17 protein-coding genes and 1 riboswitch are annotated in these 16,966 nt (G+C 47.4%); of the genes, 4 read left to right on the top strand and 13 right to left on the bottom strand.

The window, feature by feature from the left end; translation table 11 throughout:
• Positions 1 to 100: 100 nt before the first annotated feature.
• From AC3G2T_RS12295 to AC3G2T_RS12315, 5 genes are all read right to left on the bottom strand, one after another.
• Entirely contained in the window at positions 101 to 1,027 is a 927-nt protein-coding gene (locus tag AC3G2T_RS12295; RefSeq protein ID WP_474683010.1) for an ArsR/SmtB family transcription factor, read from the bottom strand.
• Between the two features lie 81 nt (positions 1,028 to 1,108).
• Positions 1,109 to 3,784: a YhgE/Pip family protein gene (locus AC3G2T_RS12300; RefSeq protein ID WP_488435630.1), complete on the bottom strand. Its 2,676-nt coding sequence runs from the start codon at positions 3,782 to 3,784 to the stop codon at positions 1,109 to 1,111.
• A 149-nt stretch (positions 3,785 to 3,933) separates the two neighbouring features.
• Entirely contained in the window at positions 3,934 to 4,563 is a 630-nt protein-coding gene (locus AC3G2T_RS12305; protein WP_488435631.1) for an NAD(P)-dependent oxidoreductase, read from the bottom strand.
• A gap of 106 nt (positions 4,564 to 4,669) precedes the next feature.
• Positions 4,670 to 5,326: a DsbA family oxidoreductase gene (locus AC3G2T_RS12310; RefSeq protein ID WP_474683007.1), complete on the bottom strand. Its 657-nt coding sequence runs from the start codon at positions 5,324 to 5,326 to the stop codon at positions 4,670 to 4,672.
• Between the two features lie 81 nt (positions 5,327 to 5,407).
• Positions 5,408 to 5,839, bottom strand: coding sequence for an Rrf2 family transcriptional regulator (locus AC3G2T_RS12315; protein WP_474683006.1), 432 nt, complete (start codon positions 5,837 to 5,839; stop codon positions 5,408 to 5,410).
• A 136-nt stretch (positions 5,840 to 5,975) separates the two neighbouring features.
• Here AC3G2T_RS12315 and AC3G2T_RS12320 point away from each other — a divergent pair, with 136 nt between their 5' ends.
• A complete protein-coding gene (locus tag AC3G2T_RS12320; protein ID WP_474683005.1) occupies positions 5,976 to 6,098 on the top strand; it encodes a hypothetical protein in 123 nt (40 codons plus the stop codon).
• A gap of 557 nt (positions 6,099 to 6,655) precedes the next feature.
• On the opposite strand, the gene AC3G2T_RS12325 is transcribed toward AC3G2T_RS12320, so the two are convergent.
• From AC3G2T_RS12325 to AC3G2T_RS12345, 5 genes are all read right to left on the bottom strand, one after another.
• Positions 6,656 to 7,051 (bottom strand): histidine kinase, encoded by a 396-nt coding sequence (locus AC3G2T_RS12325; RefSeq protein ID WP_488435632.1) that lies wholly within the window; start codon positions 7,049 to 7,051, stop codon positions 6,656 to 6,658.
• Between the two features lie 66 nt (positions 7,052 to 7,117).
• Positions 7,118 to 7,591 carry a RidA family protein gene (locus tag AC3G2T_RS12330; protein ID WP_488435633.1) on the bottom strand — a complete coding sequence of 158 codons (474 nt, stop codon included), beginning with the start codon at positions 7,589 to 7,591 and terminating at the stop codon, positions 7,118 to 7,120.
• 20 nt (positions 7,592 to 7,611) lie between these two features.
• Complete coding sequence (locus AC3G2T_RS12335) at positions 7,612 to 8,544, bottom strand: polyprenyl synthetase family protein (RefSeq protein ID WP_488435634.1); 933 nt, start codon at positions 8,542 to 8,544, stop codon at positions 7,612 to 7,614.
• A gap of 22 nt (positions 8,545 to 8,566) precedes the next feature.
• Positions 8,567 to 9,208 (bottom strand): response regulator, encoded by a 642-nt coding sequence (locus AC3G2T_RS12340; protein WP_488435635.1) that lies wholly within the window; start codon positions 9,206 to 9,208, stop codon positions 8,567 to 8,569.
• Complete coding sequence (locus AC3G2T_RS12345; protein ID WP_488435763.1) at positions 9,205 to 10,287, bottom strand: sensor histidine kinase; 1,083 nt, start codon at positions 10,285 to 10,287, stop codon at positions 9,205 to 9,207. The genes AC3G2T_RS12340 and AC3G2T_RS12345 overlap by 4 nt, the downstream gene beginning before the upstream one ends.
• Before the next feature lie 1,319 nt (positions 10,288 to 11,606).
• On the opposite strand from AC3G2T_RS12345, the gene AC3G2T_RS12350 reads away from it, so the two are divergent.
• A complete protein-coding gene (locus AC3G2T_RS12350; RefSeq protein ID WP_488435636.1) occupies positions 11,607 to 11,798 on the top strand; it encodes a hypothetical protein in 192 nt (63 codons plus the stop codon).
• A 798-nt stretch (positions 11,799 to 12,596) separates the two neighbouring features.
• Here the strand turns inward: AC3G2T_RS12350 and AC3G2T_RS12355 are convergent.
• The 3 genes from AC3G2T_RS12355 to AC3G2T_RS12365 are packed head-to-tail and all read right to left on the bottom strand — an operon-like array spanning position 12,597 to position 14,881.
• Positions 12,597 to 12,815 carry a hypothetical protein gene (locus AC3G2T_RS12355; RefSeq protein ID WP_488435637.1) on the bottom strand — a complete coding sequence of 73 codons (219 nt, stop codon included), beginning with the start codon at positions 12,813 to 12,815 and terminating at the stop codon, positions 12,597 to 12,599.
• Positions 12,816 to 12,831: 16 nt separating this feature from the next.
• Positions 12,832 to 14,352, bottom strand: a complete 1,521-nt coding sequence (locus AC3G2T_RS12360; protein ID WP_488435638.1) for a WXG100 family type VII secretion target — start codon at positions 14,350 to 14,352, stop codon at positions 12,832 to 12,834.
• Between the two features lie 40 nt (positions 14,353 to 14,392).
• Positions 14,393 to 14,881, bottom strand: a complete 489-nt coding sequence (locus AC3G2T_RS12365) for an S-layer homology domain-containing protein (protein ID WP_488435639.1) — start codon at positions 14,879 to 14,881, stop codon at positions 14,393 to 14,395.
• A 56-nt stretch (positions 14,882 to 14,937) separates the two neighbouring features.
• A riboswitch (cyclic di-GMP riboswitch) is annotated at positions 14,938 to 15,048 on the bottom strand.
• Positions 15,049 to 15,355: 307 nt separating this feature from the next.
• Between AC3G2T_RS12365 and AC3G2T_RS12370 the strand changes: the two genes are divergently transcribed.
• Together AC3G2T_RS12370 and AC3G2T_RS12375 are read left to right on the top strand one after the other, a co-directional pair.
• Positions 15,356 to 15,535, top strand: coding sequence for a hypothetical protein (locus AC3G2T_RS12370; protein WP_474682985.1), 180 nt, complete (start codon positions 15,356 to 15,358; stop codon positions 15,533 to 15,535).
• A gap of 34 nt (positions 15,536 to 15,569) precedes the next feature.
• Positions 15,570 to 16,829 carry an ATP-binding protein gene (locus tag AC3G2T_RS12375; RefSeq protein WP_488435640.1) on the top strand — a complete coding sequence of 420 codons (1,260 nt, stop codon included), beginning with the start codon at positions 15,570 to 15,572 and terminating at the stop codon, positions 16,827 to 16,829.
• Positions 16,830 to 16,966: the final 137 nt, after the last annotated feature.

Consider the following 16,966-nt stretch of genomic DNA (forward strand, 5'->3'; position numbering starts at 1 on the left):
TCTCCCCCATTCTATCATTTAGGAAAAATTACCTATCTGAATCTTACATGATAGCTGCGGGTTCGACAATATGAAAAAACGATGAATCGGCAAACTTGATTCAGTACGGCTTCGTTTCCTTGTACAGCTTGACGACAATATCCTGGTTGTAGTTGCCGAAGCCGGTGCCGAACAGGGTGAGCCCGCCCGGATTTTTGGCGTCAGGCAGGACGGCGATCCGCAGCGTCCACTGCTTTTGGCGAATGTCGATATCATCAAGCGTCACGTCGGACATGCGCTGCCCGTCAAGGAAGGTACCGTCCTTGTTGATCGTGAACATTTTCAGCAAACCGAATTGGTTAAGCCCCGAACTCCACCAGTCCGGTGTGTACCTGCCCCGCTGCGAACCGCCGAAATCTCCCGGAGAAGTCCACTGCCCAAGAAAACGGCCGTTCAAAAAAAAGGTGATGTCGGAAGGCCAGTCGTTGTTGACGCTGGGCGCTTCCGAAGCCATCTCGAGCGAAATTTCCAGCTCTATCGGGTTTTCGCTGGCGAGCAGGTAATTCGGAATTTTGTATTCGACATAACCGCAGCCGATCCATAAAATTTTGGCATTCACCCGCTCCGGGGATAAAAAGCTGCGCGAATCGTCAAAGCTGCCGATCACTTTCTCCGTTGTCGCTAGACCGCAAGTAGGATTGACTTCAATATCCGTGTAGTGCCCGATCGGAATTTCAATATGAGTATGCTCGCGAATAAGCGGCTTGTCTCTTTGCGGGAGCAAAATTTCGATGCTGCTCATGTCCGGATTCATCGAACACAGCTTTTGCTGGCCGCCGCGTCCCGGAACGATCGCCGTCTTGATCAGCTTCGCTTTTTCCAGCTTTTTGACGTGCATGGTCATGATCGCGCTGCTGAGGCCCAAAGCCTCGGCGAGCTCTTTGATATTCATATCCTTTTGGGCGAGAAGATGCATAATATTAAGCCGGACGGAACTGGCCAGCGCCTCGAATAAAGGCAAGGAGCCGGGGGAAAGATCTGCTTTCATGAAAGCCTCCGAAAACGTATATTTGTTCTATCATATCGGTTTTTTCATTGTTTTCATAGTATCCGTCGGCGGACGGCGGTTCTAGGAGATGATTTTGGTGCGCCGCGCATTTTCGGCCGACCGTTTCGTAAAGCCGCTTAACGGCTTCTTGAGAGCAAGCGCCGCCAAGTAGCTGAGCGCAATAAAAACGCAGAGGCCCAGCGCGTCCTTGATAGCTGTCTCCGGCCAAATGCCCCCGACCGCTTCCCGCAGCAAACTGATCGCATAAGTGAACGGCATGAAAGGATTCAGCGCTTGAAAAAACGGCGTTGCCGTACTGATCGGGAACGTGCCCCCTGAACTGGAAAACTGGAACACCATGAAAATGATCGCAATACCTTTCCCCGTATTTCCGAAAACCGACAGCAGCGTGTAGGTAATCGTAACGAATACTTTGCTGACCAGTACGGCGAAAAGTACGAACCAGATTTTATCGGCGACATAAGTGCCAAGAATCCAAATATCCCCCAGCGTCAAAATAAGCGCCTGAAAAAAGCCCAGGGTAAGAAACGTCAGCAGCCTGCCAAAATACATCTGATACCCTTTGTATCTGCCCCCGGGGTTGTCCAGATCGACCCGCAGCAGCGAAATCAGCAGCGTAGAGCCGACCCATAGCGATAAGACCGCGTAAAAAGGCGACATGGCGGAGCCGTAGTTCGGAATGGGATATAACCGATTCTCGCTGATTTGCACCGGCTTCGCCAAAAAATCGCTCTCCTCGGCAATATCGCCGCGCAGCAGCTTCGCCAAATCCGCGAAATTGTTCTCACCCTGCACCTGCCTGATCTTATCCGCAGCCTTGTGCACGGCATCTTCCAAAGCGGGGAGATCGCTTCGGACAAAATCCGCCGCCCGATGAACCCCGTCCTCCACTTCCGGAAGCTTGTTTTGCACGAAATCCGAAAGCCGGTGCAGCTGCTCCTCCGCTGCAGGCAAATCATTGCGGACAAAATCGGCCGCTTGATGAAGCTTCTCCCCGACTTTCGGCAAATCGTTCTGCACAAAAGGAACCGCCGCATTCACAGCTTTGGTGAACTCGTCCATCTTGTCCTGCATGCTTGCCGACGCGTCCTGCACCCTGGCGCGAATTTGCGGCATATCTTTTTGCAGCGCGCTGAGCTGGGCGATGCCGAATTGGATTCCCGCCTGCGCATCGTTCAAAATTTCCTTTATATTCGGAAGCCGCGCTTTGGCCGTCTGAAGTACGTCCGCGGACGCCTTCGCCACAGCCTGCACCTGCCCGAAAGCTTGTTTCATCTTCGGGACGATCTCCGTATCGTATCGGGACAATATATCGCCCAAAATGCCGTCCGCCTCTTTGGACAACGTATTCAAGCTCTCCACCAGCTCTTTCGCCGGCTTCTCCCCGCGTTCTATAGCCGCCGTAATGGCAGTGATCGTCTGAATTTGCCGGTTCATTTTGGATTTCAGAGTGCCCAGGCGATCGATCATATCGGTCAAAACAGGACTCTGTACATACGTATTCAACCTGCTCAGCAAATCCGTAGTTCTATTCAGCACCTCGACGCCTGCCGTCAGACGGTCTTTCACAAAAGCCAGCGCATTCAGCGCTTTTTGCGGATCGATATTGGCGTCCATCAAAAGCCCTGTTACTTCAGCCGCGTTCTGCGCCGTTTGCTGCAGCAGCAGCAAATTTTGCTTCACGACAGCGGGGAGCGTCTGGAGGGCGGCATCGTTTTTCGCCAAAAAGTCCTGCAGGCTGTCCGCAAAAGCTCCGCCTTCCGTGGCGATCCGCTCAATTTGGGGCAGAGCCTCCTGCGCGGCGGCAACGATCTCTTCGGCTTTCTGCGCCTTGTCCATCGCCGTGTTCAGCGCGTTCTCCACTTGATCGAAATTTCGCGCCAGCTCGGCAATGCGGTCCGCCACCTTCTGAATTTCCGGCAGCTTCTGCTGGAGGACGACCACCTGCTGGGCCGCTTCATTGATTTGCGGCCAGCGCTCGTCGATCTTGAGGATCGCATCCCCCGCTTCGCGGATCTGCGGAATCTTTTGCTCGAGGCTGACGATTTTTTGAGCTTTGTCGTGAATGTCCGGCAGCTTTTGTTCGACCTCGAGCACCTTTTGGCCCATACTGTCGATCTCAGGCAGGCTCTGCTCGAGGGTCAGCACGCCTTGTTCCACCTTGCGGATGGTCGGAAGCTGTTCCTCCAGCTGGACGCCGGCTTCGTTCAACTTTTTGAGCGCCGTCTCGCTTACCGTTTTCACAAAATTTTCGTTGATCTGAGCCGTCACGGCGGAAACTCCCGAATTCGTAATTTTGGGTGCGACCGCATTCATTTTTTCGTTGACCGTATATTCCACTTCCGGCTTTTGCACGTTTCCTTCCGCAATGCCTGTAATTTTCCGCGAGAAATCGGCGGGGATCAGCAAGCTCGCATAGTAATCCCCCCGCTCAACGCCGCGCCGGGCCTCGTCCGCATCGACGAAAGTCCAGCCGAGCTTCGTATTGGCCTTCAGGCTTTCTATCACATCGCTGCCGATGTTGACCGTTTTGCCGTTGACGGAAGCCCCTTCATCCTTGCTTGTGACGGCAATTTTGATTCCGCCGGTATGCGCGTAAGGATCCCACACGGAAATAACGTTGACCCAATCGTAAATGGAAGGAATCAATATGAGGGCAACCATAAGAAAAATCCCTGTAGGTACTTTGAAAATATTTTTCCAGTCCGTAACATAAATGTTCCAAATACTTTTCATCTCTTACCGCCTATGTAACTTATTTGGTTTATTGTACCATGATCTCCCTCTTATGATACTACAAAAAAAGGCCCGTGGGATGCATCGATTCCCGGGCATGCCAAAGAACCTGACAGGCGCAAGCGACCCGTCAGGTTCCTTGTAAAGAATCAATATGCGGCTGTGAAACGGGCGCGGACATGCTGCGGATTCTCGGCTTCGTCCAGCAGGGCCATCGCGTAATCCTCCGCCGAAATTTTGCTGTTGCCGTTCTCATCGGTGACCAGCTGCTCGGTGCCCAGGCGGAACTTGCCTGTCCGCTCGCCCGGCTCGATCATCCCGGCCGGTGAGAACGATGTCCAATTGATATCGGACTCGCGCAAAATGCCAAGCGCGTTGCGATGCGCCAACGCGATAGGCTTCCACGCCTCCGGGAATCCGGGCGTATCGACGATCTGCACGCCTGGAGCCACCTCCAGGCTGCCTGCTCCCCCGACCGCCAGCAGCCTGTCGAGGCCGGAAATTTTCACGGCTTCGATCAACGTGCGGGTCAGATCGGCCAAAGCGCCCGGGTCTCCGGCCGGCCCGTAGGCGCTGACGAGAATGTCGTGGCCTTTTACAAGGGAAGCCAGGCTGTCCGCTTTGAAAATATCTCCCGTCACAACAGTCAGGTTCGGATGACTGACCGTGACTTTCGCGGAAGTTCTTACGATGGCCGTCACTTGATGGCCGCGGTCAAGCGCCTCTTTTAAAATCCGCTGTCCAATCGTTCCGGTCGCTCCGATCAATGCTATTTTCATGTTCGTTTCCTCCCCGTTGTTTCTATTAACAGCGCTCGCGAATCCCGGGCGCGCCTTGCGTCGCCAGAGCATGGCAGCGGTCACCCCCCGCTCGGGCGACGTCTAATCAGCAGTTGTTGTCATCGATACCGCAGGCCAAACCCGAATCCCCAGGCTGAACCTGCGCTTGTTGCAGCTCTTGCTGAATGATGCGCTCTATCGTTTCCTTGGACGCCATGCCTTGAATCACCTGGCTGCCGATCTTGATCGTCGGCACCGCCTGGATGCCCGCTTCGTGGTACGCGTGCTGCAAAGATTGCTGCTGCGCCTCCCGATATCGGCGCTCTTCAAGCGCTTGCTTGAACGCCGCCGAATCAAGGCCGATTTCTGCGGCAAGACGCGTCAATACGCCGATGTCGCCGATGTTTTGCTCTTCCTGAAAAAACGCCCGGAATACGCGGTCGTTATAGGCCGTTCCTTTGCCCTGCTCCTTGGCGAATTGGAAACCTTCGAAAGCGAGGCCCGTGTACGGATGCGGCGACAAGTTCGGCAGCCTCATCTCGAGACCCAGCTTCGCGGCAGCGGGCTTGATATAAGAATCCCATGAAGCCCGTTTCGGGGCATCGTTAATCGGATCAATCGGAGGCGCAGGCTCCGGCCTCAGCTCGAAAGGCATCCATTCCAGCTCTACATCCTTGCCTTCAACCGCTTGCTCTAAAGGAACTTTTCCCAAAAAGCAAAAAGGGCATACATAGTCAGAGTAAACTTGAATTTTTAAAGTCATACTGATCCCTCCGTTTTGTTTTGTAACTTTTTCAGTTACATGTATTGGCAAAAAAAATGAAAAACCCTTGAGTTTATCATTTTATGTTGGTCCTTGCTGTAGCACATTAGAGACGACCTGCTCCAGCGTTACGCTTGCCAGCTCGTTTTCCAGCGCTTGCTGGGCCTGATTAAAGCTGAGCTCAAGCGCACCTTGAATGTTGCGCCCGACGAGGCAATCCGGATTCGGCTGCTCGTGAATCGTAAACAAGGCGTCCTGATCTTCCGCTTGCACGGCATGATAAATGTCAAGCAGCGTGATCTCTCCGATCGGACGCATCAGCTTCGCTCCGGCGACTCCCGGAGTCGTATGCACAAGCTTCGCCTTGCTCAACATGCCGATGATGCGTCTGATGACGACAGGGTTCGTGTTCACACTGCCGGCGATATACTCCGATGTTATGCGCGCGCCTTTGTCAATCTGAAGTAGCACGAGTATGTGTACGGCCACCGCCAACTTGCTGTTAATCGCCATCACTGTTCACCCCATTCATTTCACGGCTTGCATGTAACAATTATAGTTACATAACAATTGAAAGTCAACCAACCGTATAAGCTTTTGCAAATTGGGTAAAACATATATAGTTTCCATACAGACAGGAGGGATTCCTTTGGCACACGATGAACCCGTGCAAGCAGCGGAGGTTGAAGAAGTCACTGAAGCCGTGAATGCCGCTGCCGAAGATGACGACGACGAGGAACATGTCCACATCGAGTGGACCGGCTACATTTGAAAAAGCCGGCTTGTTTCGGCTTTCTCCTCACCGAGAGGAGGAGACAGCTGCCTTGCCGATGGGGCTTGCCTGACAAGGTTCTTGCTCTTTCTGACCGCGCCGCGTGCAGAAAGACCTGCAAAAGCCCAAAAGCCAGGCTATCGAAAAACCTACTTGTCAGAGTCGATAGCCACAATCTGCGCAGCTCCCAGCGCGCGGTGTTGCGCTGCATGACGGCGGTCGGTCGACCGGCCTATTTCCACGGAAAAAACCTGCAAAAATACATGAATTTGCGCCCTTGATCCCTGTCCACGAAAAATTCCTGCAATTGTGCAGGCTTTTCATCGAATACATGGACTTAGATTCACTTTCAGCGAAAATTCCTGCACTTTTGCAGGTTTTTCGCCAAAACAAGCTAATTCCGCAGAAAAAACCTGTACTTTCGCAGGTTTTCTCCCTACTGAGCTGTCTCCTGCCCAGCTGTGCAGTTCCACGACCTACAGCCGGTAGAGGCGCGCGTCCAGAAAAGCGGCATTCCCCACAAGTTCGCCTACTTGTGCGGGACCGCCCCGCAATCGTTATTTAATCCGTCTCAACGCAGCTTCCTGATCGATGGAACGTCTTGCAAGCAAATCCAATGTAGCCTCATGTCCAGTTAAAGTTACTTCTATTCGTTGAACACTCTCGCTTGTTGCTACGACTTCTTTATTTACCTCCGATACTGCTTGCTGAATGGCAGGCAACAGCTCTACATCCTGTTTCGTTGCCATCGTTTCTTTGATCGAGGTGACGCTAGATTCAAGGTGATCGAGCCGTTGATCAACTTTGTCGAGCCGTTGGTCAACTTTATCGAGCCGTTGGTCGACTTTATCAAGCCGTTGGTCGACTTTATCAAGCCGCCGGTCGATTTGTTCGATTCGTTGATTCGTTTGGTCTAACTTATCGAGAATTTGTTGCAGCAATTGTTCACTCATGAGATCCGCTCCTTTACAATTGTATGTTCATTATCTCATCGAACGGGCATTTGAGACAAGGTCCATTTAAAGTGAGACATCTTCGACTTCAAAAATCGAATCGACGACAATCGGAAGGTTGTCTCTTAACGAATTTGCGCCCAAAACGGAACGGGCATGAGCACCCTTCTCCTGAAAAACCTCGAACAAGAGATCGGAAAATCCGTTCAGCACTTTGTGATGTTCTTCGAACTGCGGGACGGCGTTCACAAAGCCCTGCACTTTCACCGCTCTTTTTACTTTATCCAGCGTGCCAAGCCCGGCCTTCAATACAGCGAGCACCTCAAGTCCGGTCTGCCGCGCAATCTGATACCCTTCTTCCGTCGTATAATCCTGACCTAGCTTCCCTTTGGGGCTTCCGGCCGGCCCTTTTCCCGAAACAAAAAGCAGTCCGTTCACGATAACGAAATTGGCGTATTTCGCTGCAGGCGCACTCGCCTCGGGAAGCACGATTCCCAACTCTTTTAACCTGTTTTCAATCACTTCTCCCGCCGTTGACATGATGCAATCATCCTCCCTTTTTACGCCTCATATTCAAAATCGCCGTAGGTGATTTCCTTAAACTTTTCTTTCCAGGGCGATAACGCCGAAATGTTTCCGAAAATTTCGTTGGCCTTTTGTACGCAAACCGTTTGCACGACTTCCGCATACTCCTTGCACCCGGAATTGTCTATGTAGGTTAAAAGCTGCTGCTTATGCTGCAAAAGCTCGTCCATCGTCATTTTATCTTCGTAATAATGCTTCAACCCGTCAAAAGTATCGTCTTCCACGGAGAGCAAATACAGGATGGGCAGCGTGCGTTTTTTGGAAAATAGGTCATTTTTCAAATCATACCGGGTAAAATCTTTCACATCATTTTGGATTTGATGAAGAAGACCGATGCAATCCGCCAAATCGTTTAGTTGCGCGGCGGTATCCGGCGGGCAGGGTACGGAGGAGTATCCCATGCAGCAGGCAAGCCTAAAGAGAGAACCCGATTTCTCCTGCACCATCATCAGGTAGTCGTCCACGGTTCGGACGGATTGATTCAAATCTTTTTGCTGGCCGTTGATCGCTCTGAACAAAAGCTTGCTTGCCTCCGTGCAGACCCTTTCCTGCTGCTCTTTGCCGATGAGCGATCCCAGTTCCCCTATAAACCCGGCAAAAAGCGCCAAAATCGCATTTAACGTATACGCCTGCGGACATTTCATCCACGGCTTTTTATCGTTATCCTGATCCTGCAGATCATCGATAATATCCAAAGAAAGCATCATCATCTCGGTTGCCGCGGCAATCCGGTCGATATTCGGCGAATTCCCTCCCAACATAAAATGCGTAACGCGCGTAATGTCCGACCATCGGCTCTGTTCCTGCTCTTTATCCCGAATAAACGCTTTCAACAGCTCATTCAAATCTTCGGTCGTGACGTACTCATCTACAATACTTAACATATGCAGCATCACTTCGCGGTTCAACTCTTGCGCCCCCCCTTGATGACTACGTGAATTCTTTTCTCTGAACGAACTTCTCGACGGCTTCAATCTTGGACTTCGCACCCAGTTTGCCGTAAACCTTTTTCAAATAATTATCGATCGTTCTTCTGCTCATATGAATCTGCTCGGCAATTTGCTCGTGGGTCAGGCCCTTAACAAGCATATTCATCATCAAAATTTCTTCTTTCGTAAGCGGATCGCTTTCGCCGGTTCTCTCCGCGCTCAGCCTCATGTTCCGGAATAAAGAGATAGGCAGCATCGTATGGTTGTCCAAAATGCAGTTCACCATATTTTTGATCGTTCTCGCACCGGACTCCTTCGACAAAATGCCGCTCACTTTCAAACCGATGAAATTGTTCAACAAATCGCTCGTATCGATTCCGGTAAAAATAACAATATGAATGTTCGGATACAGCTTCTGAATTTGCTGGGCAACTTCTGTGCCGGTTTGATCGGGAAGCCGGTAATCGAGAAATATGAAAGTGGGTTGAAGCTCCCCAAGCAGTTCCATGCAATGCTTTGCGCTGCCCGCTATGCCAATAACTTCAATACCTTCGATTTCTTCCAGCAAATTTTTCGTAGCCTGCGCGAATAGAGGATGATCATCGACCACAAGCGCTTTTACAGTTTCGACACCCTCACTCATGCGGATAAGACCTCTTTCATTGGAATTATGATTTGTATTCTCACGCCGCTGTCTTTGGAAGAACTCATTTCCCATTGCCCGTTCAGGTAATGAACGCGCCCCTTCATTTGCTTCATCCCGATTCCGGACTCGCCGATGTTCCTCGGAACGTTGGATTCATGTTCAAAACCGACGCCGTCATCTTCGTAAATCAAATAAAAGTAGGATGGTTCCCTCATACTCATATTAAATGTGACTTGAGTGGATTGCGAGTGTTTTTTGGCGTTATTAAGAAGTTCCTGGACAATTCTGAAAATGTGTCTCTTCGTGGTCAGCTCTTTCGATTCGATTGCCTCCGCGTTTTCAGTAATAAACTCAATCTTGAAAGGGCTGTAGGAAGCTTCTTTATCCAGCCATTTTTGAACCGTTTGGATAAGTCCGAGCTCGCTGAGCATATACGGATTCAGCTCAAAACAATTTTGCCGCAAATTCGAGTTGATCAATTCGATAAAATTAATTATATCGTTCAGCTGCTCCCGATCCTCCGGATTCATCGAGTATTTGTTGAACAATGATACAAATCTCCGCTTGAGAAAAAACAAATCCTGCATCGTCGTATCGTGAAGGTCGGTAGCGATGCGGCTCCGCTCATCCTCTTGCAATTCGAACACCAGCTTGCGGAACCATTGAATATCCTGAGCATCCTGTTCGCTCGGCAGTTGTGCAGCCAAATGCTTCAAACGGCTGGTCAACTTCCGCATCAAATGAATATTTTCCAGGCTGACCGCCAGATAAGTGGTAATCATATGCAGCCATTGGAGCTCTTCCTCGCTGAGAAGCGTATTCGTCTTCTTCCGGGTCAGGATCAAATAACTCGTATATTCTTCATGGCGATTGATCTCGATAGTTTTGTACAAGGGATGGTTCGCAAGAGAGGACGAACGAATAAGCTGTTCGATCTCCGCCGGATGAATGTCTCCTTCATGTATCGTTTCGATCGTATCCTGATATTGAAAGACGATGGCCCCGCCCTTGACTTCCAGCGTTTCAACGATATCGACGAGAATCAAATCTTTCAGCTCGCGAAAGCTTGAAATCATCTCCAAGCTGCGGGACATTTTCCTCAAAGCAGTCCGCAAAATATATTTTCTGGGAAATATAAAAGACTCCAGCCTGGTCGTTAAATACTCCGCCGAATAAAGCACACTTGCAACAAGACCAACCGAAGCGAAGAAGATGAAAAGTACATGCTTCGCATCCGCCTCATGAGGAAAAACAAGGGCGAACAGTCCTGTAAAAAGACCGCAGGGAATGATAGACAAAAATATGACGAATATGATACGCCGTAGGATAAGGCTAATATCGTACAGTTGATCCGATGCAATGAGGTAAGCGAAAGAGATCGGGAAAAATAGAATGAACATACTAGTATAGCTATTTTGAGTACCTTCATATCCGATGAATATTTGCGGAACAACAGATAGACAAATAAACGGCATAAAAGAAAAAAACATGCAAATCAATACTGTTTTAATAATCGTCGATAAATATGATTTTTCTTTTCGATGCTTAAAGTAAATCCAAATTAGTATAGAAAGATTTAATAAAAAAACGATTGAAAAAAATGATAATACAAGTGGCGATCTATATAAGTAAGCCGCATAAGCCCACGAAGGGAATAAATAAGATACGTTAGAGATACTCTCTGCAACTACAATGGCATATAAATATTTCAATAGCCCTACGGGTAGGGATAGGTTCCCCTTTTCCTTAAAAAATACAAATAAGAAATGCAAGAAGATGACTTGAGAAGCCGTCATTGAATTGGTAATCAAAAACTTGCCTAACGCGTCACCTCTGATCGAAGCTCCTAAGCTCATCCATATAATTCCGTAAGATAAAAAAACGTATGAGAGCAAGCGAGCGGAACGAGAATGGCGCATTTTCATAGAAAGCAATATAAACATGAACATGCTCAAAGTTCCCCCGAAAAGCGGAGTAAAACTATAAGTCATACTGCTCTTTTTATCAACGATGATGTCGCGCTCGTAACCATTCCTAGAAATCTTGATATGCTGAGCCTGCTCAATGGTTCTCCATTTTCGAATTAAAGAAATTTCGTCAGGAGTTTGCCCATCGACCTGCAAGATTCGGTCTCCAACTTGCAAATCAAGTTGTACGCCGACTCCCTCCTTGTCAAGTTCCTTGATTACCCACTCCGTATTTTGACTCTTCTCTAAGTAAATTCCGATAAAAGGAAAACGAAATGTAATGGACAGACACCATATTAAGGAAGCAGCAAGAATAAGTAGGCCCCAACGTAACAACTTTTTTCCCATGAAAGTCTCCCTCTCGTAGTCTTTATTTGCTATAGTAAAGCTGAAGTACATTTTCGACATAAAAGGAGGTGAATCTACAAATGTCTATCATCCAGATATCTCCTGATCTACATCAGACCGTTAAAAAAATGAAAGAAAGTACAAAAGAGGGGGATAAATTAACGATCTCTCAAACATTGTCCAAAGTTGAATCGAGTGCGGCCATTAATGTGTTTCATCGTTCTGCCAACGTGAAGGGAAAAGAGCAAAAGGAACCCTATGCACAGTGGTAGCAATCGACCTTGTATTATTTTACCAAATTAAAGAAGGATTGTATATTAGTGCCTCTGCTAATGATACAATCTTTTTTAGTGCTAATCTTTACATAGAACAAAACAATAAGCCGGAATAATTACTTTTATTTTCATATTTTCTGATAATCCCGATTCGCTCCCTTCTCTAATCACTTTATATCCTGACTGTACCTAGGCAATCAAATCGCTAATATGGGGGCAAAAAAGGCTTATTCCACACTTTTGGTTCAAGTTGGAATAAGCCTTTAAAAGTTTATCAAGTTTTTGTGATTTTTTCACATTTGGTGCTGTTAGGTTTGTAAACTGCGATTAATGTAGAGAATGAGCCACAGGCTGTCCTGTCACGGATTTTATGAGCAATTCATGATCAGTGTCGCCTAACAGACCTTTAATGTCAATTTCCAACCTCCTATCTTCTCCCGTTACAATCCTCGGAAAGTAACCTTTATGCAATTCTCCGTTTCACATCTAATAATATGCGCTGACCCATAGTCCTCAAAAAGAAGTTTACCTCCACAACGTGGACATGGAAGCGATGTACTACCATATCTCACGTAATCTTCAGCGACTTTATCGATATAGTCCGCTTTCTCTTCTCTGTTATGATTAGCTGAGTTAACTTTAATATCCATATAAAATTCTCCTCATGAACTTAGCGTTATTCAAGATATAAACTTCAAGCGTTGGTGTGCGTTCATACAAAATGGAGAAATCATTATACGGGTATTACATAACTCGCATTGTGGCTTTATCGGTTGTAAAATTTAAACACTCTTCCTACTTGTTACCTTTTTTTCGCTTTGTTAAACCTAACCTATCTAATATATCACTTTTAGAAATATTTAAACGAACATGATAATCTCCGGTCGGACATACAATACTAGGATGCATACCGTTTTCTGCTCTTTGATAAATTAGAATTTGCCCACAATTAGGACAAGGAACTTTCTCTCCATTCAAAACCTTTCTATCAATATCTGCATCTTTGTTATTCATATTTTCCTCCTTAAATTCAACGATACGGTAAATTAGGATAAAGATGTTTCACTTCATTGAGGATAGCACGAATCTCACTAAACGAAAGATTTTCTTTTATATGCTTAGCTTCTCTCATAAAAGCAATAATCTCTTCACGCTGAGTATAAATAGGGTTTTTTAATGAGTTATGCGTAACTTCATGGATAATTGTTTGGGTAGTCCTAGTAACAGACTCTGTCCCTTTTACATATATTCTCACAGTGTTTGTATTAACATTTGCTAGTCCCATGATTTGATTTCCAAATTCATCCAAAGGGACTTCGCCATAATCCAAATTGATTTTTATATTATTCTGTTTTATTAAGTCTAGTGTTTCTTTTCCTACATTTGACCTATTCATTTCTCTATACAAATTCTTAGGTGCAATTCTTTGCCCATTTGGTGCAAAAGTGTCTTCCTTAAACAGATCGGTTGGTTTAGCATAACGCGTCCCCTCAGCTTGCTTCATCAACGGAAAAATTGGGCTCTCCGCCTCCACCGCAGCAGTTGCCTTGCTTGCACTCGACGTGAGGACACTCAGTTCCTCCGCTCCCTTCACACTTCGTACAACGGCTCCTAACGGTACAAAGACTTCTGCCGTTTTCTCGATGCCATAGCCCAGCATTTCCGCTTTCCGGTTCGGACTCGCTTTTTCAAATTCCTTTATCGTACTCACGACTGCTTTCGTTACTTGTCCCGGCAGTTGCTTCACGTTCGCAATCCCATTCTTGGCATCTTCTTGCAGTGTATACAGCGGTTTCTCACTGCGGATCGTCTTCAAGGCGTATTGTGTACTTCGTACTGCCGAGCTAAACGCATTGCCCTTCAGAACTAATGATACCACACCAGATAGTGTCCCTATAACTCCTTTGGCTACTCCGGTTTTAAAATGCTCTTCCAGTTGAATGCGTTGGTCTACGGCGTCCAGTACGCTTGTGATGTAGCGATTATCCATCTTGCTTCCTTCGAGCAGCTTCTGGATGATATCTCTTCCTTGTCCATTATAAGTGCTTGCATCCAGTGCCGCATAGATCCACTCTTCCCCTTGCCTGACTTTGTTGTCCAGCCACCCAATTCCTGTCTCTATCGTGCTCAGACCATTTTCGAGAAAATCGAGTAACCTCGCTCCGCTTCGTCCCGTCCACGTTGTACTCATGGTTTTTACTGCCGCTGCGTTTTTGACTTGAGGTAGGAAACTTCGCCCGGTCAGGACATCCTTTACCCATGCTTTCCAACTTCCGCTGAAAATACCCGCGCCTTTCCCGTCCGCCTCATCGAATTGGTTCGCTTTTTTCGTGGCGAAGTCCTGGATTTGCTGCAGTTCGTAGCGCAGTTCCTGCAGCATCCGGTCAATCGATTGGTAGCCGCTGTCCACATCGGACCGCTGGCGGCTGGACATTGCGAGTCCGTTCATCGCGCCGCGAAGCTGGCTTTGGATGCGCTCCAGTGTCCCGATCGTCGCATAAAGCTCGCTCGCCGTGGCTCGCAGCGTCGATGTGTCAACACGTATTTGCACCTAGGTTCCCCCTTTCGTTGTTAGTGGATCGCATGTTCTTTTAATGCGTTACCCTTGCACCAAAATCATCGTAACTGGATAAATCCCCGTGATAGAACGCCACGTCGCCGTCCATTAGCGTGAACGTGTTGCCGTACTTATCCATCGTCGTATTGCTGAATCCTTCCATCTGCCATTGGTTGTCCAGCGGGACGCTCTCCCCAGGCAGCCGCCTGCCGGTGGTGGCACCCGAAACTGAAATATGAAGCGCGGAATCCGCCATTTTGATAAATTCTGCCCGCGTTACTTGTTCGTCCGGTTTGAAGGTATGATCCTGATAGCCGTCCACGTACCCTTTTTGAACCGCACCGGCGATGGTCGCCTCCGCCCAGTGCCCTTTCGTATCGCTGAAGCTGCCCGCAGAAACCGTGCCGGCAATATTCGTTGACTTTGTTGCCGGTGCGGCGGCGGTTGTATCGGCTTTGACATCGTGAATTGAACTTCCGAGCAGCACGATAACCGCTATTGTTGTAACTAATTGAACTTTCATTTTTATGCCTCCATAGTAAAAAAGTACTTTTTCCCAAAACAAAAAAACCAACTGGTTTCGGTGACCCGGCTGCCGTTTCCTTGAGGGATGCCTTACGACATATCCCCGCAGAAGTAGGCCCGTGGCTTTGCGTCCCTGTCTTTCGAACAGGTTTGCCTTTTCAATTTCATTTGGTCATTTAGGTATTTGAAACTACAAATATAGTACATTGGATTCAATACAAGTTCCATATTAACCCATAATCTAACAGATTTCCACAAAAAACACACATCCCTCACAATATTGATTGCAAAACAACACATATATCATTAAAAAATGCAATTTAAACCCGCTTGTTTTGATCAATCTTATTTCATCCGATTTGCACAATCACGCAACATCATTTGCACAATCGCGCAAAATATTTACGATGAAAACAAGCACAATTTTTCCATATAATAGTAGAATAAAACGGAATTTCAGGGTGTGTATGGGATGGATGAAAAGCAATTTGAGCGACTGCTGATTGACACTATTAGAGCGCATTTTGAAGATGCGCCTACGCCTCCTGCTCCTGCCATTCATGCATCTTGGGAGAAGATGAAGCTAGTGCTTATGGAAGAATCCAAGCAGGTCTCGATTGATGTATCCAAACTCCCTCAGTATGGCAACTGACTTATTATAATGGGGATCGAGACCAGGAGGATGTATGCTTAACTACTACAAAGACCTATTATTGAATGTATTCCTCGTTTTCCTCCCGATAGCGTTATATGTCCATGTCTTCAAAGCCGAACGTACGCATTTGTATAACCGGGTTGCCGTTTATATTATTTTTGGCGCCGCACTGGTTGCAACAATGTTTTTTCCTGTTATGATCCAAAAATTCACCTTCGATTTCCGCGGTATTCCGCTTATCATAGGCTCTTTATATGGAGGCGCTTACGTCTCCCTGCTGCTATTTGTCACCTTGATTGTTTGCCGGTTCTTCATGGGGAGCCCTCATCAAATCGAGTACATTCTTGCACTCATCCCCGCGTTTTGCGTGATGTTATTGTATATCAAAAATTTCCAAACGTTCTCGTTGTTGAAGAAAATCATTTCCTCAGTCGTTGTCTACTTCATCATTAGAATGCTGGCTCAAACCGTTTATTTGTATTTGATACAAAATAATCAGGCGTGGGCGGATTACGTGGCTCCGGGCGGTTATAGAACCATTTTGCTGCAATGTTTCGTTGCAGGGCTTTACGTCTACATGCTGGAAATTTTCAAAAAAAATGTGCGCCAGCGCGATGAAATTACGAATAATGAGAAATTCAAAGTCGCCAGCGAAATGGCCGCTTCCGTCGCCCATGAAGTCAGGAATCCGCTTACTTCGGTCAGGGGCTTCATTCAATTGATGGGGAGCGAAAAAATCAGCAACGAAAGCAGGCAGTATTATCAAAAAATTTGTCTGGATGAGCTGGATCGGGCCCAGCAAATTATTTCAGATTATTTGACTTTTGCCAAACCGGAGTCGGACAACGTCGAACTTATCGATTTGAAAAGCGAGATCGACTACATCACGAACGTTCTTGCCTCTTTTGCCAATTTTCAAAACGTACGCATACTGACGCAATCGCCGGATGGACAGCTGCTCGTTCACGGGGATAAAACCAAACTGCGCCAAGCTTTCTTGAATATCGGAAAAAACAGCATTGAAGCGATGCCGAGCGGCGGACAATTAACGATTCATTTGCAAAAAATGAAGCGGCATGCCGTCATCTCCATTATCGACACCGGAACGGGGATGACAAAAGAGCAGGTCGACCGTCTGGGAACCCCTTATTATTCGACGAAAGAAAAAGGAACCGGGCTTGGGACCATGGTTTCTTTTAGCATTATTCGGAAAATGCAAGGTACGATAGAAGTCAAAAGCGAAAAAGGAAAAGGCACCACCTGTACGATTTCGCTGGACCTGGCTATTTGAAGGGCAGCAAAAAGACGCCTCCATCCCGTATACACGGTTGTTCGGGAGGCGTCTGTTCGTATTTTACTTTTGAACAGATAGTTGCTATGATAATTATAATTTTGTTTTGACCGGGTATCTATAACGAATGACAGGGA

The organism is Paenibacillus sp. sgz302191, assembly GCF_057749925.1.

What these genes read in the sequence shown, in the direction of transcription:
- AC3G2T_RS12295 (WP_474683010.1), bottom strand. Translation starts at nt 1,027, where the DNA reads ATGAAAGCAGATCTTTCCCCCGGCTCCTTGCCTTTATTCGAGGCGCTG.
- AC3G2T_RS12300 (WP_488435630.1), bottom strand. Translation starts at nt 3,784, where the DNA reads ATGAAAAGTATTTGGAACATTTATGTTACGGACTGGAAAAATATTTTC.
- AC3G2T_RS12305 (WP_488435631.1), bottom strand. Translation starts at nt 4,563, where the DNA reads ATGAAAATAGCATTGATCGGAGCGACCGGAACGATTGGACAGCGGATT.
- AC3G2T_RS12310 (WP_474683007.1), bottom strand. Translation starts at nt 5,326, where the DNA reads ATGACTTTAAAAATTCAAGTTTACTCTGACTATGTATGCCCTTTTTGC.
- AC3G2T_RS12315 (WP_474683006.1), bottom strand. Translation starts at nt 5,839, where the DNA reads ATGGCGATTAACAGCAAGTTGGCGGTGGCCGTACACATACTCGTGCTA.
- AC3G2T_RS12325 (WP_488435632.1), bottom strand. Translation starts at nt 7,051, where the DNA reads ATGAGTGAACAATTGCTGCAACAAATTCTCGATAAGTTAGACCAAACG.
- AC3G2T_RS12330 (WP_488435633.1), bottom strand. Translation starts at nt 7,591, where the DNA reads ATGTCAACGGCGGGAGAAGTGATTGAAAACAGGTTAAAAGAGTTGGGA.
- AC3G2T_RS12340 (WP_488435635.1), bottom strand. Translation starts at nt 9,208, where the DNA reads ATGAGTGAGGGTGTCGAAACTGTAAAAGCGCTTGTGGTCGATGATCAT.
- AC3G2T_RS12345 (WP_488435763.1), bottom strand. Translation starts at nt 10,287, where the DNA reads ATGATTTCAAGCTTTCGCGAGCTGAAAGATTTGATTCTCGTCGATATC.
- AC3G2T_RS12350 (WP_488435636.1), top strand. Translation starts at nt 11,607, where the DNA reads ATGTCTATCATCCAGATATCTCCTGATCTACATCAGACCGTTAAAAAA.
- AC3G2T_RS12355 (WP_488435637.1), bottom strand. Translation starts at nt 12,815, where the DNA reads ATGAATAACAAAGATGCAGATATTGATAGAAAGGTTTTGAATGGAGAG.
- AC3G2T_RS12365 (WP_488435639.1), bottom strand. Translation starts at nt 14,881, where the DNA reads ATGAAAGTTCAATTAGTTACAACAATAGCGGTTATCGTGCTGCTCGGA.
- AC3G2T_RS12370 (WP_474682985.1), top strand. Translation starts at nt 15,356, where the DNA reads ATGGATGAAAAGCAATTTGAGCGACTGCTGATTGACACTATTAGAGCG.
- AC3G2T_RS12375 (WP_488435640.1), top strand. Translation starts at nt 15,570, where the DNA reads ATGCTTAACTACTACAAAGACCTATTATTGAATGTATTCCTCGTTTTC.